Below are 21351 nucleotides of genomic sequence, written 5' to 3'. Positions count from 1 at the left end.
ACGCCATGTCGATGCCCGTTCTGTTCTTCTATCTCTACGCCGGGGTGGCGATCGCCGCGGCGGTGATGGTCGTGGTCGCCCGCAACCCGGTGCACTCCGCGCTGTTCCTGATCCTGGTGTTCGTCAACGCCGCCGGCATGTTCGTGCTGATGGGGGCCGAATTCCTGGCGATGATCCTGATCGTGGTCTATGTCGGCGCCGTCGCGGTGCTGTTCCTCTTCGTGATCATGATGCTGGACGTCGACTACAGCCAGCTGCGCGAAGGCTTCCTCGAATATCTGCCGTTCGGCCTGTTGATCGGCTTCATCTTCCTCGCCGAGCTGTTGCTGCTCGCCGGCGGCTGGGTGATCAGCCCGACCGTGACCAAGACGGTGACGGCGCCGATCCCGGCCGGCGTGTCCAACACCGAAGCGCTCGGCCTCGTGCTCTACACCCGCTACATCCACTACTTCCAGGTGTCGGGCATGATCCTGCTGGTGGCGATGGTCGGCGCGATTGTGCTGACGCTGCGCCACAAGCAACGCGTCAAGCGGCAGGACATTCCAACGCAGAACGCCCGTTCCAAGGAGACCGCGATGGCGATCCGCCAGGTCAAGCCGGGGCAGGGACTTTCCGACAACGATGCTGCGGAGTGGGTGCGATGAACGAGATCGGGCTCGGCCATTTCCTGTCGGTCGCCGCGGTGCTGTTCACGCTCGGCACCCTCGGCATCTTCCTGAACCGCAAGAACGTCATCATCATTCTGATGTCGATCGAGCTGATGCTGCTCGCCGTCAACATCAACCTGGTGGCGTTCTCGATCTACCTGAACGACATCGTCGGTCAGGTGTTCGCGCTGCTGGTGCTCACCGTCGCCGCCGCGGAGGCCGCGATCGGCCTGGCGGTGCTGGTGGTGTTCTTCCGCAACCGCGGCACCATCGCGGTGCAAGATATCAACTTGATGAAGGGCTAGGGCATGATCGGCAATCGAGTGCGGATTGACGGCATCGTCCGGAGGCTGAAGGCGCGCGCATGATCCAGGCTATCGTATTCCTGCCGCTCGTCGGCGCGCTGATCGCCGCCGTCATAGCGCTGGTGGGCGCCCACGCCCGCAACCCGAGCGGTGACACCGTCGAGCATCACGACGATCACGGTCATGGCGCTCATGGCCACGCCGCGCACGACGCCCATGCTCACGCCGCGCATGGTCACGACGACCATGCTCACGATGATCATGCTCACGACGATCACGCGCACGGCCCGACCGAACCGGCCGCTGCCGGTTCGCGTCTCGCCGAGATCGTCACCACGACGCTGCTGCTGATCTCCTGCGCGCTGTCCTGGGTGACGCTGGTCGACGTCGGCTTTATGCACCACGATGCACGCGTGGCGCTGTTCCCGTGGATCAATTCCGGCGAGCTGCAAGTCGCCTGGACGCTGCGGGTCGACACCCTGACCGCGGTGATGCTGGTGGTGGTGACGACGGTGTCGTCGCTCGTCCATCTGTATTCGATCGGCTACATGAACGAAGATCCGCATCGTCCGCGGTTCTTCGGTTATCTGTCGCTGTTCACCTTCGCGATGCTGATGCTGGTGACCGCCGACAACCTGATGCAGCTGTTCTTCGGCTGGGAAGGCGTCGGTCTGGCGAGCTACCTGCTGATCGGCTTCTGGTACCAGAAGCCGTCGGCCGCCGCCGCCGCCATCAAGGCCTTCGTGGTCAACCGCGTCGGCGACTTCGGGTTCCTGCTCGGCATCTTCACGGTGTTCGTGCTGGTTGGCTCGACCGATTTCGACACCATCTTCGCCGCGGCGCCGGGCCTGACCGGGAAGACCATCAACTTCTTCGGCTGGTACGCCGACGCGCTGACGCTGGCCTGTCTGCTGCTGTTCATGGGCGCGATGGGCAAGTCGGCGCAGTTCCTGCTGCACACCTGGCTGCCGGACGCGATGGAAGGTCCGACCCCGGTGTCGGCGCTGATCCACGCCGCGACCATGGTCACCGCCGGCGTGTTCATGGTGGCGCGGATGTCGCCGCTGTTTGAACTCGCCCCGGACGCTCAGGCCGTGGTGATGTTCTTCGGCGCCACCACCGCGTTCTTCGCCGCGACCATCGGTCTGGTGCAGAACGACATCAAGCGGATCGTGGCGTATTCGACCTGTTCGCAGCTCGGCTACATGTTCGTGGCGATGGGGGCGGGGGCTTATTCGGTCGGCATGTTCCATCTGTTCACGCACGCCTTCTTCAAGGCGCTGCTGTTCTTGGGCGCCGGCTCGGTGATCCACGCGATGCATCACGAGCAGGACATCCGCCATATGGGCGGCCTCAAGGACCGGATCCCGTTCACCTACGGCGTGATGCTGATCGGCACCCTGGCGCTGACCGGTTTCCCGCTGACCGCCGGCTACTTCTCCAAGGACGCGATCATCGAGGCTGCGTTCGTGTCGAAGAACCCGCTGGCGTTCTACGGCTTCCTGATGACCGTGGTGGCGGCGCTGCTGACCTCGTTCTACTCGTGGCGTCTGGTGTTCAAGACGTTCCACGGCGAGCCGCACGATCGCAAGCACTACGAGGCGGCGCACGAGAGCCCGCTGGTGATGACGATCCCGCTGTTCGTGCTCGCCTTCGGCGCGCTGGCGGCAGGTTATCCGTTCAAGGAGCTGTTCGCCGGCCACGGCATCGAGGAGTTCTTCCGCTCGTCGCTGAAGATGCACCCGCACATCATCGAAGAGATGCACCACATCCCGGCCTGGATCGCATTGCTGCCGACGGTGATGATGGTGGTGGGCTTCCTGGTGTCTTGGTACTTCTACATCCGCCGTCCGGACATTCCGGTGGAGCTCGCCGGCCAGCACCGGCTGCTCTACAACTTCCTGCTCAACAAGTGGTACTTCGACGAGCTGTACGAGGTCATCTTCGTCCGCCCGGCGAAGTGGATCGGACGACAGCTCTGGAAGAAGGGGGACGGCATGCTGATCGACGGGCTCGGGCCCGACGGCATCTCCGCCCGGGTGCTGGACGTCACCCGAGGCGTGGTGCGGATGCAGACCGGCTACCTCTACCACTACGCCTTCGCGATGCTGATCGGCGTGGCCGGTCTGATTACCTGGTTCATGCTCGGCTTGGGGGGCCGCTAAATGTCGGCTTCGATCATGACTTGGCCGGTCCTCTCGGTCGTCACCTTCCTGCCGTTGCTCGGCGCGGCGCTGGTGTATCTGGCGCGCGGTGAGGACGAGGCGGCGCGACGCAACGCCCGCTGGATCTCGCTGTGGACCACGCTGATCACCTTCGCGGTGTCGCTGCTGCTGGTGTGGCACTTCGATCCCGCCAATCCGGGCTTCCAGTTCGTCGAGAAGGCGCCCTGGCTCGGCAACACCATCACCTACCACATGGGTCTGGACGGCATTTCGCTGCCGCTGGTGATCCTGACCACCGCGATCATGCCGTTCTGCATCATCGCGAGTTGGCGCTCGGTGACGATGCGGGTGCGCGAATACATGATCGCGTTCCTGGTGCTGGAAACACTGATGATCGGCACCTTCTCGGCGCTCGATCTGGTGCTGTTCTATCTGTTCTTCGAAGGCGGCCTGATCCCGATGTTCCTGATCATCGGCATCTGGGGCGGACCGCGCCGGGTGTACGCGTCGTTCAAATTCTTCCTGTACACGCTGCTCGGCTCGGTGCTGATGCTGCTGGCGATCATGGCGCTGTATTGGAACGCCGGCACCACCGACATTCCGACCCTGCTGCGGACGTCGGTGCCGAGCGGGCTGCAGACCTGGGCGTGGCTGGCGTTCTTCTCGTCGTTCGCGGTGAAGATGCCGATGTGGCCGGTGCACACCTGGCTGCCCGACGCGCACGTCGAAGCGCCGACCGCGGGCTCCGTGGTGCTGGCCGCGATCATGCTGAAGATGGGCGGCTACGGCTTCCTGCGCTTCTCGCTGCCGATGTTCCCGGACGCCTCGGCGTATTTCGCGCCGCTGATCTACACGTTGTCTGTCATCGCGATCATCTACACCTCGCTGGTCGCGCTGATGCAGGAGGACATCAAGAAGCTGATTGCGTACTCCTCGGTGGCGCATATGGGCTTCGTCACCATGGGCATCTTCGCCGGCACCACCCAGGGCGTCTCCGGCGCGGTGTTCCAGATGGTCAGCCACGGCATCGTCTCCGGCGCGCTGTTCCTCTGCGTCGGCGTGGTCTACGACCGGATGCACACCCGCGAGATCGCGGCCTATGGCGGCCTCGTCAACCGGATGCCGCTGTATGCGCTGGTGTTCATGGTGTTCACCATGGCCAATGTCGGTCTGCCGGGCACCTCGGGCTTCATCGGCGAATTCCTGACGCTGCTGGGCACGTTCAAGGTCAATGTGCCGACCGCGACGCTGGCCACGACCGGCGTGATCCTGTCGGCCTGTTACGCCCTGTGGCTGTATCGCAAGGTGGTGTTCGGCGCGCTCACCAAGCCCTCGCTCGCCACCATCAAGGACCTGACCTGGCGGGAAGGGCTGATGCTCGCGCCGCTGGTGGTGCTGACCGTCCTGTTCGGCTTCTATCCGAAGCCGGTGCTCGACATGTCCGCCGCCTCCGTCCAGCAACTCGTCAACAACTACGCTGCCGCGGTGACTGCCGTGAAGGCAGCGGCGCTGCCGTGACCGGCAAGGACCAATCCCGATGAACTTTGAAACAGCCGGTTATCCACTGCTGCCGATCCTGCCGGAACTCGTGCTGGTGATCGGCGCGATGCTGCTCCTGATGCTCGGCGCCTATCGCGGCCCCAAGGCGACCGGCACCATCACGGTGCTGGCGATCCTGCTGCTGATCACGACCGGTGCGCTGGAGCTGTTCGCGCTGCCGGGCGGCAGGCTCGTCACCTTCGGCGGCAGCTTCGTCGTCGACGACTTCGCCCGTTTCCTCAAAGTGCTGGCGCTGATCGGCTCGGCGGTGACGCTGCTGTTGTCGCTCGAAGTTCTGACCGATCCGTCGCGGCGGATGTTCGAATACGCGATCCTGGTGCTGCTGTCGTCGGCCGGCATGTTGCTGCTGATCTCGGCCGGCGACCTGATCATGCTGTATCTCGGCCTCGAGCTGATGAGCCTGGCGCTGTACGTGGTGGCGGCGAGCAACCGCAAGGACGCCAAGTCGAACGAGGCCGGCATGAAGTACTTCGTGCTCGGCGCGCTGTCGTCCGGCATGCTGCTGTACGGCGCCTCGCTGATCTACGGCTTCACCGGCACGGTTGAGTTCTCCGGCATCGCCGCTGCGGCCAAGGACGGCAATATCGGCCTGGTGTTCGGTCTCGTCTTCCTGCTCGCCGGGCTGTGCTTCAAGGTTTCGGCGGTGCCGTTCCACATGTGGACGCCCGACGTCTACGAAGGCGCGCCGACCCCGGTCACCGCGTTCTTCGCCTCGGCGCCGAAGGTGGCGGGTCTTGCGATCTTCACCCGCGTTACGCTCACCGCGTTCCCCGGCATCGTGCCGCAGTGGCAGCAGATCGTGGTGTTCGTCGCGATCGCCTCGATGGCGCTCGGCTCGTTCGCCGCGATCGGCCAGAAGAACATCAAGCGCCTGATGGCGTATTCGGCGATCGGCCATATCGGCTTCGCGCTTGTCGGCCTGTCGGCCGGCACCGTCGAAGGCGCTCAGGGCGTGATCGTCTACATCTCGATCTACGTCGCGATGACGCTCGGCGCGTTCGCCGTGATCCTGTCGATGCGCCGGAACGGCATGCACGTCGAGACCATCGCCGACTTCGCCGGCCTGTCGCGCACCAATCCGCCGCTGGCGTTCTTCTTCGGGATTCTGCTGTTCTCGCTCGCGGGCATTCCGCCGCTGGCCGGTTTCTTCGCCAAGTTCTACGTGTTCATGGCGGCGATCAAGGCGGGGCTGTTCGTGCTGGCTGTGCTCGGCGTGATCTGCAGCGTGGTGGGCGCCTACTACTATCTGGCGATCGTCAAGGTGATGTATTTCGACGAGCCGGCGGCCGGCATCGATCCGGTTCGGCCGGAGCTGCGCAGCGTGTTGATGGTCGCCGGCCTGTTCAACCTGCTGTTCTTCGTCTATCCGGCTCCGCTGGTGAATGCGGCGACGGCAGCCGCCAAGTCGTTGTTCTAGGTGTCATTCGCACTCGGACCGAAGGCGCGTGCGGCCCGCGTCGGCCTGAAGGTCTTCGACGAGACCGGCTCCACCAACACCGACGCGATGGCGTATGCCCGATCCGGAGGGCAGGCGCCTTGCTGGTTCGTGACCACGATGCAGACCGCGGGACGCGGTCGTCGCAATCGGGTCTGGGTGGCGCCGCGTGGTAACTTGGCCAGCTCGGTGTTCGAGAGCTTCAATGTCGCACCGGCTGTCGCCGCCACGCTGGGCTTTGCCGCAGGCGTCGCGCTCGAGAAGGCCTTGCGCGAAGTGAGCGTCGAGGCCGCGATGCGGTCGCCCAACTCTGCCGCGAACGATTACCGGCTGAAATGGCCCAACGACATCCTGGCCGGCGGATCGAAGCTGGTCGGCATGAATCTCGAAGCCGAGACATTGCCGGATGGGCGGCTCGCGGTCGTGGTCGGGATGGGCACGAACGTGGTCGCAGCTCCCGAGGGGCTCCCGGGCGCAGTGACCTGTTTGAGCCAGCTCGGCGTCACCGCCAGTGCGGAAGACGTATTTACGGCGCTGTCGGACTCGTGGCACGAGATGCGCGGGATTTGGGACAATGGGCGTGGTTTCCCAAAGATCCGCGACCTCTGGCTGGAACGAGCCGCAGGGCTTGGTCAGACGGTTTCCATCCGGTCGGGCGCGTCGGTGGTTTCCGGGATATTCGACACCATCGATGAAACAGGCTGTATGGTCCTGATAACATCCGATCGGAAACGCATTCCGATCGCGGCCGGCGACGTCTATTTCGGCGATGCGGCGTCAGCAAAGGCTGCAGATTGATGGCACGACCCGACGAATTCACTTTTGCGCCGCTCGGCGGCGTCGGCGAGATCGGCATGAACCTGTCGATCTACGGCCTCGGCAACCGCCATCAGCGGAGCTGGCTGGCGGTCGACCTCGGCGTGTCGTTCGGCGACGAGGAGCATCTGCCCGGCATCGACCTGATCATGCCGGACATCCGCTTCCTGGAAAAAGAGAAGAAGAACCTGGTCGGGCTGGTGCTGACGCATGCCCACGAGGACCATTTCGGCGCGATCATCGATCTGTGGCCGAAGCTGAAATGCCCGATCTACGCCACCAAGTTCAGCGCCTCGCTGTTCGCCGCCAAGCTCGCGGCCGAACGCACCACGCTGAAGATCCCGATTACCGAGGTGCCGTCGGGCGGCACGATCGATCTCGGCCCGTTCAGCGTCGAATTCATCCCGGTGGCGCATTCGATTCCGGAAAGCCACGCGCTGGCGATCCGCACCTCGGTCGGTACGGTGCTGCACACCGGCGACTGGAAGATCGATCCGACCCCTGTGGTTGGGCCGCCGACCGACGAGGCGCGGCTGCGCCAACTCGGTGACGAAGGCGTCTTGGCGTTGATCGGGGACTCCACCAATGCGGTGCGCGACGGCCGCTCGCCGTCGGAGACCGAGGTGGCCGCCTCGCTGACGGGCTTGATCAAATCCGCCAAGGGCCGTGTCGCGGTGACGACCTTTGCGTCGAATGTCGGCCGCATTCGCGCCGTCGCCGATGCGGCGAAAGCTGCGGGGCGCGAGGTCGTATTGGTCGGCCGCGCGATGGACCGTGTCGCGCAGGTCGCGCGCGAGACCGGCCATCTCGACGGCGTGCAGAATTTTCGCGGGCCTGAATATTACGGGCATTTCCCGCCCGACAAGGTACTGGCGCTGTGCACCGGCAGCCAGGGCGAGCCGCGCGCCGCGCTTGCGCGGATCGCACGCGATGATCACCCCGAGATCACGCTCAACAAAGGCGACTGCGTGATCTTCTCGTCGCGCACCATTCCGGGCAACGAGAAGGCGGTCGGCGGCATCATCAACGGGCTTGTGACGCAAGGCATCGAGGTGATCACCGATCGCGATCATCTCGTCCACGTCTCCGGCCATCCGCGCCGCGACGAGCTGCGCGAGATGATCTCCTGGGTGCGGCCGAAGCTGCTGATCCCGGTGCACGGCGAGGCGCTGCATCTGAACGAACACGCCAAGCTGGCGCGGCAGATGGGCGTGCCCAAGGTGATGATCTGCCGCAACGGTGACCTGATCCGGCTCGGCCCGGGCGATCCTGCCATCATCGAGCAGTTGCCGGCCGGCCGGCTCTACAAGGACGGCAGCATCCTCGAAGAGGACAAATCGCGTGCCGTGGTCGAGCGCCGCAAGATGGCGTTCGCCGGCTGCGCCTTCGTGGCGCTAGCGCTGACCGAGGCCGGCGAGCTGGTCGACGATCCCGAAGTCGAGCTGATCGGCGTGCCTGAAAACAACAGCGCCGGCGAACCGCTCGACGACATCGTGTTCGACGCCGTTGTGGCGACCGTCGAAGGCTTGCCGCGGGCCAAGCGGCGCGATCCAGACGCCGTGGCGGAATCCGTCCGACGCACAGTCCGCTCTGTGATCCAGCAGCATTGGGGCAAGAAACCTTTGTGCACGGTGCACGTCCTGACGGTTTGAGATAAGACCAACAAGAACACGACAACGGAGAGGTGATCATGCTCGGGCGGCTCAATCACGTGGCGATCGCGGTGAAGGATGCGGTGCAGGCCGCCAAGGTCTATGGCGCCGGCTTCGACGCGGCGATCTCGGAAGCCGTGCCGCTGCCGGATCACGGTGTCATCACCGTGTTCGTGACCTTGCCGAACACCAAGATCGAGTTTCTCCAGCCGCTCGGCGAAGCCTCGCCGATCGCCAAGTTTCTCGAGCGCAACGCCGACGGCGGCATCCACCACGTCTGCTACGAAGTGCCCGATATCATCGAAGCGCGCGACCGCCTGACCAAAGAGGGCGCGCGTGTGCTCGGCGACGGCAATCCGAAGATCGGTGCGCACGGCAAGCCGGTGCTGTTCTTCCATCCGAAGGATTTCTCCGGCGCCTTGGTCGAAATCGAACAAGCCTGAGCCATGGCGGCCACGATCACCGGACTGCTGGCGATCTATTTCGTGCTGTGGTGGATCGTGTTTTTCGTGACGCTGCCGTTCGGCGTACGCACGCACGCCGAGAGCGGCGGCGAGGGCGCTGTGCCCGGGACCGATCCGGGCGCGCCAGTGGCGACGCTGTTGGCGCGCAAGGTGTTGTGGACCACGCTGATCTCGGCGGTGATCTTCGCCATCGCGCTCTACGCCTATCACGCCGGTTGGCTCGCGATCGATCGTCTCGCCAGACTGATGCACGTCCCGCTGTAGCGGCGGCGCTGACGCACGACTCATCCTCCGAATCTCTCAATCCGAACGACGTAATCGCCAAATGTCGGTGAGGCGGATTCGCTTGCGCGCCAGTTGCTGGCTTGGCGATTCGTACAATGAAAAATAGTGCCGAAATGGTGCTGAAAAAGAAAAAGCAGGGCGCGGCGCCCTGCTGAAAAACTTGTCGACCCTGTAATTACCCCGAAAAGTTGTTGTTTTCTTTGGCCGGGGCGACGTTCATTGGTGAACGTCAGGGTTCCTCCCGAGACTTGGACCACTCAGACTTTCGCCGCAAAGCTCAGCCTGTGCCGATATTGGTAGCCTATTTGGAGCGCCTTGTCATCATTCTCGGCAACGAATGTTCAAATTTAAGGCAAAGCGCGAAATGAACGATAAGTCGCCCGTTGCGCGCGCTTGGCAGTTTCGTTTGGAGCGGTTGGCGACCTGTGCGATGCTGCGCATCTCAACCGACCGCAAGCAACCTGCATGATAATTCATCCGCCTAAAGCATTGGCCGCGCTACGCCGACGTGTCGGGCGGGTGATGCCATTGCTCGCGGTGGTGCTGCTGGTGCAGATTTTCGCGCCGATCGGTGCCGTGTGCTTCATCGCCCATGCGATGGCCGATCCGGTCGGCGTTGCGCCGCTGTGCGCAGCGATGGCGCAGGCCGACACGCCGGACGGTGTCCCGGTGAGTCACGGTGGCAGCTGCTGCGTGGTCTGTTCGCTCTCGCTCGGCGGCGCACCCGTGCCGGCGCTGCCGCCGCAAGATTTCGTTGTGGCGCGGTTTGCCAAGACGGTGGCCTGGCAGCTTGCCGACTCCGCGCCGATCAGCCTGCGGTCGTTCGCTCACGCCCAGGCGCGCGGCCCGCCGGTTTTGCTGCCGGCCTCTGCCTGATCGCGGCCTCTGCCGCTGTTTCCATTTTTGACAATCGTCGGACGGCACGTGGCTCCCGCAATCGCGGGGAACGCGCCTGCCAGTACTTCCGTTATCGGTTCCTCCACTGACAGAAAGACTCCACCCATGAAGATGTTCATCCGCAGCCTTGCGTCCGTCGCCGTCGCCACCTTGCTGTCCACCGCCGCCGTGCAGGCCGCCGAGGTCAAGGCCGGTGATCTGGTGATCAGCCAGTCTTGGAGCCGCGCCACTCCGGGCGGCGCCAAGGTCGCCGGCGGCTTTCTGACCATTCAGAACAAGGGCAGCAGTGCCGATCGCCTGGTCTCGGGCAGCGCCGACATCGCCGGCAAGGTCGAGATCCACGAGATGTCGATGGACAACGGCGTGATGAAGATGCGCCCGCTCGACAAGGGGCTGGCGATCGAGCCCGGCAAGACCGTGACGCTGATGCCGGGCAGCTACCACATCATGCTGATGGACCTCAAAGCGCCGCTGAAGCAGGGCGACAAGGTGCCGGTGACGCTGCAGTTCGAAAAGGCCGGCAAGGTGCAGGTGACGCTCGACGTCGAAGGCGTCGGCGCCAAGGCGCCGGGCGATGCCGGCGGCAGCATGATGAAGATGGATCACGGCACGATGGATCACAGCGGTCACGGGATGAAGAAGTGATGCGATCCCGATCCGTGATGGGAGCGGCGGCCGTCGTGGCCGCCGCACTGGGCGTCGGTCCAGCGCTGGCCCATGTCACGCTGCAGCCGAACAAGGCTCCCGCCGGCAATTACTTCCAGGCGGCGCTCAGCGTGCCGCACGGCTGCGACGGCAGCGCAACGCTCGCGGTGCGGGTCAAGATTCCGGACGGCGTGCTGTCGGTGAAGCCGCAGATGAAGCCGGGGTGGACCGTCGACATCAAGACCCGCAAGATCGAGGGGGAGCAGCCGAAGCTGCACGGCAAGATCATCACCGAGACGGTCGATGAAGTATCGTGGCGGGGCGGGCCGTTGCCCGACAATCTGTACGACACCTTCGGTCTGGTGATGAAGCTTCCGGACGCCGCCGGGAAGACGCTGTACTTCCCGGTCGTGCAGGAGTGCGAGAAGGGCGTGCACCGCTGGATCGAGATCCCGGCCGCTGGACAGAAGCACGATGCGCTACGCGAGCCGGCCCCCGCGCTGCGGCTCGAGCCGAAGGCGCCGTGACGGCGGCGCTTCGTCACGCACGCGACCGCGGGCGTTGGCTGGCCTGGATTGCGGCGATCGCCGTGATGCTGTGGCCGGCGCTCGCGGCCGCGCATGCAAGCCTCGTCGCCAGCGTTCCCGCCGCCGACGCGGTGCTGGCGACGTCGCCGCAGAGCTTCACGCTGACTTTCAACGAGCAGGTGACGGTGGTGCGGCTGCAACTGATCGATCCGCGCGGCCGGAGCCATCCGGTCAGCGCGATCGACCAGGACGCCGCGACGTTGCGGTTCGCGCCGCCGGTGCCGCTGGGGCAGGGCGCGCACTTGCTGAGCTGGCGCGTGGTCTCGGCCGACGGCCATCCGGTCGGCGGGACACTGACGTTCTGGATCGGTACGCCTGGGAACAGGTTGCCGGCCATCGAGGTGCCCGACGATCCTGTCCGTCGTACCGCGATCTGGCTGACCCGGATCGTCGCCGAACTGACGCTGCTGATGGCGGTCGGCGGGGCGGTGTTTCTCGGCTGGATCGCTGCCGCGCCACCGCGCGGGGCGCGCGCGACCAGCATCGTCACGGCGCTGCTCGGCCTCGCTGCGCTGGTTGTGTCGGTCGGTCTGCAGGGGCTGGACGTGCTCGATCTGCCGCTCGCACGGCTCGGCGAGGCCGCGGTGTGGCGGGCCGGCGGGTCAGGATCGTTCGGCGATGCCGCGACGCTGTCGGGAATCGCATTGGTCGTGGCGCTGGCGGCGCTGCGCTGGCGCGGCTGGAACGCGCGACTGTTGTCGCTCGGCGCGGTGGTGAGCCTCGGCACGGCATTCGCGGTGAGCGGCCACGCAGCCACGGCCGAGCCGCGGACGCTCGCATCCGCAGCGGTGTGGGTGCATGGCGTCAGCCTCGCATTGTGGATCGGCGCGCTGCTGCCGCTCGCGCTCGCGATCGGCAAGCGCGACACGGCGCCGGCGACGCTGCGGCGGTTCTCGCGCACGATCCCTGCGGCGATCGTCGCGCTGCTGATCAGCGGTGTGGCGCTGGCGGCGGTCGAACTCGGCCGGCTCGACGCGCTATGGCAGAGCGATTACGGCCGGGTTCTGGTCGCCAAGCTGGTACTGGTCGGCTTGCTGCTCGGGCTGGCGCTGTGGAACCGGGTGCGGCTGACGCCGCGGGTGCTCGCGGGCGAGGGCGCGGCGGTGCGGACGATGCGTGCCAGCATCATGGCCGAGCTGATGCTGGTGATCGCGATCCTCGGCGTCGTCGGGCTGTGGCGGTTCACGCCGCCGCCGCGCGGCGTCACCGCCGAGGCCGCCGAGCTGGTGCATCTCCATGGCGAGCGGGCGATGGCGACGGTCACGCTGACGCCCGGCCGCGCCGGCCCGGTCGCGATCGACGTCGTGCTGCAGACCGCCGACGAGGCGCCGCTTCCCGCGCAGGCGCTGACAGTGACGCTGGCCAATCCTGAAGCCGGGATCGAACAGCTCAGCGCCGAAGCGCAGAAGACGCCGGACGGACCGTGGCGGGCGGAGCTGACTGCGCCGGTGTCGGGCAGGTGGACGCTGACGCTCGGCATCCTGATCTCGGATTTCGAGAAGGTGAACCTGGAAGGGCCGATCGTGATTCGATAGTCGGGTGCCGAGCACCCGGCCGCCATGCTAGGACCGGTTCTCGTTCGCGCCGCGCCGAGCAGCGGCCAATCGGCCGGAATTGCCGAACTGTGCGGCCCCGCCCTTGTGTTTTGGCGTCCGATCCGGTTTCACTGGCGCAAATTCAGCTTTCACCCGATTCTCCGAGCAAATCCCATGCGTTTGTCGCGCTTCTTCCTGCCGATCCTGAAGGAAAACCCGAAGGAGGCCGAGATCGTCTCGCACCGGCTGATGCTGCGCGCCGGCATGCTGCGGCAGGAGGCCGCCGGCATCTACGCCTGGCTGCCGCTCGGCCATCGGGTGCTGAAGAAGATCGAGCAGATCGTGCGCGAGGAGCAGAACCGCGCCGGCGCGATCGAGCTGTTGATGCCGACGCTGCAGCTCGCCGACCTGTGGCGCGAGAGCGGCCGTTACGATGCCTATGGTCCGGAGATGCTGCGGATCGCCGATCGGCATAAGCGGGAATTGCTGTACGGCCCGACCAACGAGGAAATGATCACCGAGATCTTCCGGGCCTACATCAAGTCCTACAAGAGCTTGCCGCTCAATCTCTATCATATTCAATGGAAATTCCGCGACGAGCAGCGTCCGCGTTTCGGCGTGATGCGGGGCCGCGAATTCCTGATGAAGGACGCGTATTCGTTCGACGTCGACGAAGCCGGCGCGCGCAAATCGTACAACAAGATGTTCGTCGCTTATTTGCGTACCTTCGCTCGGATGGGGCTGAAGGCGATCCCGATGCGTGCCGAGACCGGCCCGATCGGCGGCGACCTGTCCCATGAGTTCATCGTGCTGGCCGAGACCGGCGAGTCCGGGGTGTTCATCGATCGCGACGTGCTGAACCTGCCGGTGCCGGACGAGAACGTCGATTACGACGGCGACCTGACCCCGATCATCAAGCAGTGGACCTCGGTCTACGCGGCGACCGAGGACGTCCACGAGCCGGCGCGCTACGAGAGCGAAGTGCCGGAGGCCAACCGGCTCAACACCCGCGGCATCGAAGTCGGCCAGATCTTCTACTTCGGCACCAAATATTCGGAGTCGATGAAGGCCAACGTCACCGGCCCCGACGGCACCGATGCACCGATCCATGGCGGCTCCTACGGCGTCGGCGTGTCCCGGCTGCTCGGTGCGATCATCGAGGCCTGCCACGACGACAACGGCATCATCTGGCCGGAGGCGGTGGCGCCTTTCCGGGTGACGATCCTCAATCTGAAGCAGGGCGATGCGGCGACCGACGCGGCCTGCGATCAGCTGTATCGCGAGCTGTCCGCCAAGGGCGTCGAGGTGCTCTACGACGACACTGATCAACGCGCCGGCGGCAAATTCGCGACTGCGGACCTGATCGGCATTCCGTGGCAGATCCACGTCGGTCCGCGCGGACTTGCCGAAGGCAAGGTCGAACTGAAGCGGCGTAGCGACGGATCGCGCGAAAATCTCGCACTCGCCGATGTGGCCGCACGTCTGACGCAATAGGCACTTATCCACCGCGGGCCTTAGCGGCGAGGGCGGCGTCGGCCAGATAAAGCCCGAATCGTGTGAAATTCGGACTATGGATCACGCCATGAACGAGCCTGTTCGGACCCCTCCTTTCGCCCCATTCGAGTGGCTGCTCTCCGGGCGCTATCTGCGTGCGCGCCGGCGCGAAGGGTTCATCTCGGTCATCGCCGGCTTCTCGTTCCTCGGCATCATGCTCGGGGTGGCGACGCTGATCATCGTCATGGCGGTGATGAATGGCTTCCGCAAAGAGCTGCTCGACAAGATTCTCGGCCTCAACGGTCATCTGTTGGTGCAGCCGCTGGAAAGCCCGCTGACCGACTGGAAAGAGGTCGCCGACCGGCTCAACGGCGTGAAAGGCATCAAGCTGGCCGCGCCGGTGGTCGATGGCCAGGCGCTGGCGTCGTCGCCGTTCAACGCCTCGGGCGTGTTCGTGCGCGGTATTCGTTCCGACGATCTCAACCGGCTGTCGTCGATCGCCAATCACATCAAGCAGGGCACGCTGGAAGGCTTCGACGAAGGCCAGGGCGTCGCGATCGGCCGCCGGCTCGCGGATCAATTGTCGCTGCATGCCGGCGACAGCATCACCCTGGTAGCGCCGCGCGGTGCGGTGACGCCGATGGGCACCACGCCGCGGATCAAGCCATACAAGGTGGCGGCGGTGTTCGAGATCGGCATGTCGGAATACGATTCGACCTTCGTGTTCATGCCGCTGAAGGAAGCGCAGGCGTATTTCAACCGCGCCAACGACGTCACAGCGATCGAGGTCTACACCGACAATCCGGATAAGATCGACGCCTTCCGCAAGGCCGTCACCGAAGCGGCGGGGCGGCCGGTGTTCCTGGTCGACTGGCGGCAGCGCAACGCCACCTTCTTCAACGCGCTGCAGGTCGAGCGCAACGTCATGTTCCTGATCCTGACGCTGATCGTGCTGGTCGCGGCGCTCAACATCATCTCCGGCCTGATCATGCTGGTGAAGGACAAGGGCAGCGACATCGCGATCCTGCGCACCATGGGCGCGACCCAGGGCTCGATCATGCGGGTGTTCCTGATCACTGGAGCTGCGATCGGCGTGGTCGGCACGCTGACCGGTTTCCTGGTCGGCGTGCTGGTGTGCCTGAACATCGAGTCGATCCGGCAGTTTCTGTCCTGGGTCACCAACACCGAATTGTTCTCGCCGGAGCTGTATTTCCTGTCGAAGCTGCCGGCCGAGATCGACTTCGCCGAGACCAGCGCGGTGGTGATCATGGCGCTGACGCTGTCGTTCCTCGCCACGCTGTACCCGTCGTGGCGCGCCGCGCGCCTCGATCCGGTCGACGCGCTGCGCTACGAGTAAGGCGAAAGACGATGGAGCAAGGCGCCGAAGACATCCCCGTCGTGTATCTGCACGACATCAAGCGGCACTATTCGCAAGGCGAGGCGACGCTGACGATTCTCGACGGCGCCAAGCTGGCGCTGTGGGCGGGGCAGTCGGTGGCGCTGGTGGCGCCGTCGGGCTCCGGCAAGTCGACGCTGCTGCACATCGCCGGGCTGCTCGAACATCCCGACGACGGCGAGGTCTATGTCGGAGGCGCGGCGACCTCGGCGCTGACCGATGCCGAGCGCACCCAGATCCGCCGCACCGATATCGGCTTCGTCTATCAGTCGCACCGGCTGCTGCCGGAATTCACCGCGCTGGAAAACGTGATGATGCCGCAGATGATCCGCGGCCTGAAGCGCAAGGAAACGATCAGTCGCTCCAAGGAAATCCTGGCCTATCTCGGGCTCGGCGACCGCATCACCCACCGGCCGGCGGAGCTGTCGGGCGGCGAGCAGCAGCGCGTTGCCATCGCCCGCGCGGTCGCCAATGCGCCGCGCGTACTGTTCGCCGACGAGCCGACCGGGAACCTCGATCCGCACACCGCCGATCACGTGTTCAATGCGCTGATGCAGCTGGTCAAGGCGACCCAGGTGGCGATGCTGATCGCCACCCATAATATGGAGCTGGCCGGCCGGATGGACCGCCGCGTCTCGCTGCAGAACGGCGTGGTGGTCGAGCTGGAATAGGGCGGGCCAGCCCTTCTCATCTCGTCATTCCGGGGCGCTCGCGTCAGCGAGCGAACCCGGAATCCCGCAGTGCAGGGTGAGGGGCCTCAACGCAGAACATCTCGAGATTCCGGGTTCGCGCTTCGCGCGCCCCGGAATGACTGGCCTGAGGGGGCCTGCAGAGCCTCAGTGCTGCCGATGCTGGCGGCGATGCTTGCGCAGCTTCTTCTTTGCCGGCTGCGGCGCGGTGTACCATGGGTTGATCATGCAATCGGCATGGCGGCCGGAGGCCGACATCCGGCACTGCGCCATGGTGTCGTAGCTGCACTCGTCGTACCAGTCATGGTAGCTCTGATACACCCGCAGGCAGACGCGGTAGTCCCGCGCTTCCGCGGTGGTGGTCAGGCCGAGGCCGGCGAGCATCGCGATCAGGAACAGCTTGCGCATCGTCGTTGGTATCCTTGTTGAACTGCGGAGCAGCCTCGGCGGCGACTCGAATTTCACCCGCCATTATTGCAGAAGTCTATGACGCCGGCGGGCGCGGCGCATCTAACGTTCGCTCAGCGGCGTTGGGCGCGGCGGGCATTCGGCCCCGCTGGCGGCTGATACCACGGATTGACGACGCATTGCCCGGCGATGCCCGAGGCCGACGGCCGGCACTGCTCGATCGAGACGTAGCGGCACTCGTCGTAGCGCACCGGGCCGTAGACCCGCAGGCAGACCGGATAATTGTCGTAAGGCTGCGCCGCGGCCGCCGCCGGCAGCAACAGCCCGGCCGCCGTCAGCACCATCGCTCCAAATCGCATCGTCGTCTCCGCTGCGGCGCGCCGGCCCATGGCCGGGCGCAAGGTTGTGTCGGTCCGTGCGCCATTCCCCGATCAGCGTCAATCCACGCCGCGCGGTGAATTCCGGGGATAGTAACGTCTCGTTAACGACCAAGGTTGCTGTGGTCCGGGCTTTCTTGACTCTAGAACGAAATGAGAACATTGTTCTTGTTATGTTCACGAAGTCAGGGAGCGGGACGATGCTGAAGATCTTCATCCAGGAAGCTGCGGCGCTGACGTCGATTGCACTGTTCATCGGCATGGTGGCGGTCTGGGCCCAGGTGCTGGCACAGGCCTGATCCCGGCGAGGGAGCGGGCGCTGCGATCGCTTCGGCATAGCGGGGAAAAGCGCGCCGTCGCTGCTTGCGGTGACGGGTGAGGGAGCCCACCATTGGCTTACCCGAGTCGGCGGCCGATTGGCGCCGGCTCCGTCCACCTCTCGCCCGACCCGCCATTCGATCTGAAGAGCCGCCGCGCCGATGAGCAACGCCGGATTCGTCCATCTGCACGTCCACTCGGCCTATTCGCTGCTGAAAGGCTCGATGAAGATCGCCAAGCTGGCCGAGCTGGCGAAAGCCGACCACCAGCCGGCGCTGGCGCTGACCGACACCGACAACATGTTCGGTGCGCTCGAATTCTCCGACAAGCTGTCGGGCTACGGCATCCAACCGATCGTCGGGCTCGAGCTCGGGGTCGATTTCGGCGACCAGGATCCGAATGCCCGGCACGGCGCGCTCGGCGAGCCGGCGCGGATCGTGCTCCTGGCCGCGCGCGAGCAGGGCTATCGCAGCCTGATGCGGCTGAATTCGCGGGCGTTCCTGGAGACCCCGGTCAATCAGGCGCCGCACATCAAATTGGACTGGCTCGACGGCGAGACCGACGGCGTGATCGCGCTGACCGGTGGGGCCGATGGTCCGATATCGCTGGCGATGCAGCACGATCCGGCGCTCGCCGCGCAGCGCTGCGAGCGGCTGCTGCAGGCGTTCGGTGATCGGCTCTATGTCGAGCTGCAGCGCCATGGCACCGATGCCGAGCGCCGCGCCGAGGGCGGGCTGATCGATCTTGCCTACGACAAGGGGCTGCCGCTGGTCGCGACCAACGAGCCGCATTTCGCCTCGACCGACGATTACGAGGCCCACGACGCGCTGTTGTGCATCGCGTCCGGCAAGCTGATCGCCGAGACCGAGCGGGTCCAGCTCACCCCCGATCACCGCTTCAAGACCCGCGCCGAGATGGCGGTGCTGTTCGCCGATCTGCCCGAAGCGCTGGCCTCGACGGTGGAGATCGCGCAGCGCTGCGCCTACCGGCCGCTGACCCGCAAACCGATCCTGCCGCTATTCACCGTCGGCGCTGGCGTCAGCGACGCCGTGGAAGCGGCCGCCGCCGAAGCCGCCGAGCTGCGCCACCAGGCCGAGCAGGGCCTCGCCAAACGGCTCAGCGTCCACGGCCTGTCGCAGGGCACGACCGAGGAGGATTACAACAAGCGGCTCGCCTTCGAACTCGACGTCATCACCCGCATGAAATACGCGGGCTACTTCCTGATCGTGTCGGACTTCATCAAATGGGCCAAGGCGCACGGCATCCCGGTCGGTCCGGGCCGTGGTTCGGGCGCCGGCTCGCTGGTGGCGTATTCGCTGACCATTACCGACCTCGATCCGATCCGGTTCGGCCTGCTGTTCGAGCGCTTCCTCAATCCGGAACGCGTCTCGATGCCGGACTTCGATATCGACTTCTGCCAGGATCGCCGCGGCGAGGTGATCGAATACGTGCAGCAGCGCTACGGCCGCGATCAGGTGGCGCAGATCATCACTTTCGGTACGCTGCAGGCGCGCGGCGTGCTGCGCGACGTCGGCCGGGTGCTGCAGATGCCCTACGGCCAGGTCGACAAGCTGACCAAGCTGGTGCCGCAGAATCCGGCCGCGCCGATCACCCTGAAACAGGCGATCGAGGGCGAGCCGAAGCTGCAGGCGGCGCGCGACGAAGACCCGATCGTAGCGCGCGCGTTCGACATCGCCCAGAAGCTCGAAGGCCTGACCCGGCACGCCTCGACCCACGCCGCCGGCATCGTGATCGGCGATCGCCCGCTCAGCGATCTGGTGCCGCTGTATCGCGATCCGAAATCCGACATGCCGGTGACCCAGTTCAACATGAAATGGGTCGAGCCGGCGGGGCTGGTGAAGTTCGACTTCCTCGGCCTGAAGACGCTGACGACGCTCGACGTCGCGGTGAAGCTGCTGAAGCAGCGCGACATCCACGTCGATCTGCACACGCTGCCGATCGACGACGCGCCGAGCTATCAGATGCTGGCCCGCGGCGATGTGGTCGGCGTGTTCCAGGTTGAAAGCGCCGGCATGCGGCGGGCGCTGATCGACATGCGCCCCGACCGGTTCGAGGACATCATCGCGCTGGTGGCGCTGTATCGCCCGGGCCCGATGGCGAACATCCCGACCTATTGCGCCCGCAAGCACGGCGACGAGGAGCCGGAATATCTGCATCCGATGCTGGAGCCGATCCTCAAGGAGACGTTCGGCGTCATCATCTACCAGGAACAGGTGATGCAGATCGCCCAGGTGATGGCCGGCTACTCGCTCGGCGACGCCGACCTGCTGCGCCGCGCGATGGGTAAGAAGATCCGCGCCGAGATGGACAAGCAGCGCGCGATCTTCGTCGAAGGCGCGGTGAAAAACGGCGTCGCCAAGGACGCCGCCGACACCATCTTCGACCTGCTCGCCAAGTTCGCCGACTACGGCTTCAACAAGAGCCACGCGGCAGCCTATGCGCTGGTATCGTACCAGACCGCCTTCATGAAGGCGCATTATCCGGTCGAATTCCTGGCCGCGTCGATGACGCTGGAAATCCACAACACCGACAAGCTCAGCGAATTCCGCGCCGAGGCGCAGCGGCTCGGCATCAAGGTCGAGCCGCCGTCGGTCAATCATTCCGGCGCCACCTTCGAGGTCGGTCCGAACACGATCTACTACGCGCTCGGCGGTCTCAAGGGCGTCGGCCTGCAGGCGGTGCAGCAGATCGTCGAGGCGAGGGGCGACAAGCCGTTCGCCTCGCTCGCCGACTTCGCCGCGCGGGTCAATCCGCGCGCCATCAATCGGCGCGTCGTGGAATGTCTCGCCGCGGCCGGCGCGTTCGACTGCCTCAACTCCAACCGCGCGGTGGTGTCCGCTGCTGCGGATGCCATCGTCGCCGCCTGCCAGCGCAATCATGAAGCGGCGACCAGCGGCCAGAACGACATGTTCGGCGGGCTGTCGGACGCCCCCTCGATCATTCTGCCGCAGATCGACGCCTGGCTGCCGGCGGAACGGCTGCGCCGCGAATACGATGCGATCGGCTTCTTCCTGTCCGGCCATCCGCTCGACGACTACGTCACCGCGCTGAAGCGGCTGCGGGTGCAGTCCTGGGCCGAGTTCTGCAAGGCGGTGAAGTCCGGCGCCACTGCCGGCAAGGTCGCCGCCACGGTGGTGTCGCGGATGGAACGGCGCACCAAGACCGGCAACAAGATGGGCATCATGGGCCTGTCCGACCCGACCGGGCATTTTGAAGCCGTGCTGTTCTCCGAAGGTCTGGCGCAATATCGCGAGGTGCTGGAGCCAGGGGCTGCAGTGCTGCTGCAGCTCGGTGCCGAGCTGCAGGGCGAAGATGTCCGCGCCCGGGTGCTGCACGCCGAACTGCTCGACGCTGCCGCGGCCAAGACCCAGAAGGGGCTGCGGATCTTCCTGCGCGATACCAAGCCGCTGGAGTCGCTGACCAAGCGCCTGCAGCCGTCGGAATCGAGAACGGCCGGCGGCAACGTTGCGCTGGTGCTGCGGCTCGATCCGCAGACCGAGGTCGAGTTCGAGATCCCGGGTCGCTTCCAGGTCTCGCCGCAGATCGCCGGTGCGATCAAAGCGGTCGGCGGCGTCGAGCACGTCGAGACGCTGTGAGCCGGGGGAAGGCTCGCGCACAGCCACAGGTCGGTCCGTCGGCCGCGCCGCCTCGCCAG

19 protein-coding genes are annotated in these 21351 nt (G+C 65.5%); 17 read left to right on the top strand and 2 right to left on the bottom strand.

Annotated features, from left to right (window positions below):
* Positions 1 to 5 precede the first annotated feature (5 nt).
* From DNX69_RS08770 to DNX69_RS08695, 16 genes are all read left to right on the top strand, one after another.
* Entirely contained in the window at positions 6 to 644 is a 639-nt protein-coding gene (locus tag DNX69_RS08770) for an NADH-quinone oxidoreductase subunit J (protein ID WP_110785627.1), read from the top strand.
* Complete coding sequence (gene nuoK / locus DNX69_RS08765; RefSeq protein WP_011158489.1) at positions 641 to 952, top strand: NADH-quinone oxidoreductase subunit NuoK; 312 nt, start codon at positions 641 to 643, stop codon at positions 950 to 952. The genes DNX69_RS08770 and nuoK overlap by 4 nt, the downstream gene beginning before the upstream one ends.
* A gap of 59 nt (positions 953 to 1011) precedes the next feature.
* Positions 1012 to 3117 carry an NADH-quinone oxidoreductase subunit L gene (nuoL, locus tag DNX69_RS08760; RefSeq protein WP_110785626.1) on the top strand — a complete coding sequence of 702 codons (2106 nt, stop codon included), beginning with the start codon at positions 1012 to 1014 and terminating at the stop codon, positions 3115 to 3117.
* On the top strand, positions 3118 to 4635 hold the full coding sequence (locus DNX69_RS08755) for an NADH-quinone oxidoreductase subunit M (protein WP_165825215.1): 1518 nt from the start codon (positions 3118 to 3120) through the stop codon (positions 4633 to 4635).
* Between the two features lie 19 nt (positions 4636 to 4654).
* The gene (gene nuoN, locus DNX69_RS08750; RefSeq protein ID WP_110785625.1) at positions 4655 to 6094 is read left to right on the top strand and encodes an NADH-quinone oxidoreductase subunit NuoN; all 1440 of its coding nucleotides are present in this window, start codon (positions 4655 to 4657) and stop codon (positions 6092 to 6094) included.
* On the top strand, positions 6095 to 6910 hold the full coding sequence (locus DNX69_RS08745; RefSeq protein WP_110785624.1) for a biotin--[acetyl-CoA-carboxylase] ligase: 816 nt from the start codon (positions 6095 to 6097) through the stop codon (positions 6908 to 6910).
* Positions 6910 to 8580, top strand: a complete 1671-nt coding sequence (locus tag DNX69_RS08740; RefSeq protein WP_110785623.1) for a ribonuclease J — start codon at positions 6910 to 6912, stop codon at positions 8578 to 8580. The genes DNX69_RS08745 and DNX69_RS08740 overlap by 1 nt, the downstream gene beginning before the upstream one ends.
* A gap of 38 nt (positions 8581 to 8618) precedes the next feature.
* Positions 8619 to 9023, top strand: a complete 405-nt coding sequence (gene mce, locus DNX69_RS08735; RefSeq protein ID WP_110786031.1) for a methylmalonyl-CoA epimerase — start codon at positions 8619 to 8621, stop codon at positions 9021 to 9023.
* A gap of 3 nt (positions 9024 to 9026) precedes the next feature.
* Positions 9027 to 9308 carry a DUF1467 family protein gene (locus tag DNX69_RS08730; protein WP_110785622.1) on the top strand — a complete coding sequence of 94 codons (282 nt, stop codon included), beginning with the start codon at positions 9027 to 9029 and terminating at the stop codon, positions 9306 to 9308.
* Positions 9309 to 9851: 543 nt separating this feature from the next.
* Positions 9852 to 10205, top strand: coding sequence for a hypothetical protein (locus tag DNX69_RS08725; protein ID WP_234826900.1), 354 nt, complete (start codon positions 9852 to 9854; stop codon positions 10203 to 10205).
* A 126-nt stretch (positions 10206 to 10331) separates the two neighbouring features.
* A complete protein-coding gene (locus DNX69_RS08720) occupies positions 10332 to 10871 on the top strand; it encodes a copper chaperone PCu(A)C (protein WP_110785620.1) in 540 nt (179 codons plus the stop codon).
* Positions 10871 to 11398 (top strand): YcnI family protein, encoded by a 528-nt coding sequence (locus DNX69_RS08715; RefSeq protein ID WP_110785619.1) that lies wholly within the window; start codon positions 10871 to 10873, stop codon positions 11396 to 11398. The genes DNX69_RS08720 and DNX69_RS08715 overlap by 1 nt, the downstream gene beginning before the upstream one ends.
* On the top strand, positions 11395 to 12993 hold the full coding sequence (locus DNX69_RS08710) for a copper resistance CopC/CopD family protein (protein ID WP_110785618.1): 1599 nt from the start codon (positions 11395 to 11397) through the stop codon (positions 12991 to 12993). The genes DNX69_RS08715 and DNX69_RS08710 overlap by 4 nt, the downstream gene beginning before the upstream one ends.
* Before the next feature lie 174 nt (positions 12994 to 13167).
* Positions 13168 to 14487 carry a proline--tRNA ligase gene (gene proS / locus DNX69_RS08705; protein ID WP_110785617.1) on the top strand — a complete coding sequence of 440 codons (1320 nt, stop codon included), beginning with the start codon at positions 13168 to 13170 and terminating at the stop codon, positions 14485 to 14487.
* A 76-nt stretch (positions 14488 to 14563) separates the two neighbouring features.
* Positions 14564 to 15844, top strand: coding sequence for a lipoprotein-releasing ABC transporter permease subunit (locus DNX69_RS08700; protein WP_110785616.1), 1281 nt, complete (start codon positions 14564 to 14566; stop codon positions 15842 to 15844).
* An 11-nt stretch (positions 15845 to 15855) separates the two neighbouring features.
* Positions 15856 to 16554: an ABC transporter ATP-binding protein gene (locus DNX69_RS08695; protein ID WP_110785615.1), complete on the top strand. Its 699-nt coding sequence runs from the start codon at positions 15856 to 15858 to the stop codon at positions 16552 to 16554.
* 165 nt (positions 16555 to 16719) lie between these two features.
* Here DNX69_RS08695 and DNX69_RS08690 read toward each other — a convergent pair whose 3' ends face one another.
* On the bottom strand, positions 16720 to 16980 hold the full coding sequence (locus tag DNX69_RS08690; protein ID WP_110785614.1) for a DUF3551 domain-containing protein: 261 nt from the start codon (positions 16978 to 16980) through the stop codon (positions 16720 to 16722).
* A 113-nt stretch (positions 16981 to 17093) separates the two neighbouring features.
* Positions 17094 to 17339: a DUF3551 domain-containing protein gene (locus tag DNX69_RS08685; protein WP_110786030.1), complete on the bottom strand. Its 246-nt coding sequence runs from the start codon at positions 17337 to 17339 to the stop codon at positions 17094 to 17096.
* Positions 17340 to 17836: 497 nt separating this feature from the next.
* On the opposite strand from DNX69_RS08685, the gene dnaE reads away from it, so the two are divergent.
* Complete coding sequence (gene dnaE / locus DNX69_RS08680) at positions 17837 to 21292, top strand: DNA polymerase III subunit alpha (protein WP_110785613.1); 3456 nt, start codon at positions 17837 to 17839, stop codon at positions 21290 to 21292.
* Positions 21293 to 21351: the final 59 nt, after the last annotated feature.

The sequence above is a fragment of the Rhodopseudomonas palustris genome, assembly GCF_003226555.1.
Taxonomy (GTDB): Bacteria; Pseudomonadota; Alphaproteobacteria; order Rhizobiales; family Xanthobacteraceae; genus Rhodopseudomonas; species Rhodopseudomonas palustris_I.
Note: the sequence above shows the minus strand (reverse complement) of the source record. Positions and strands in the feature narration are given on the sequence as shown.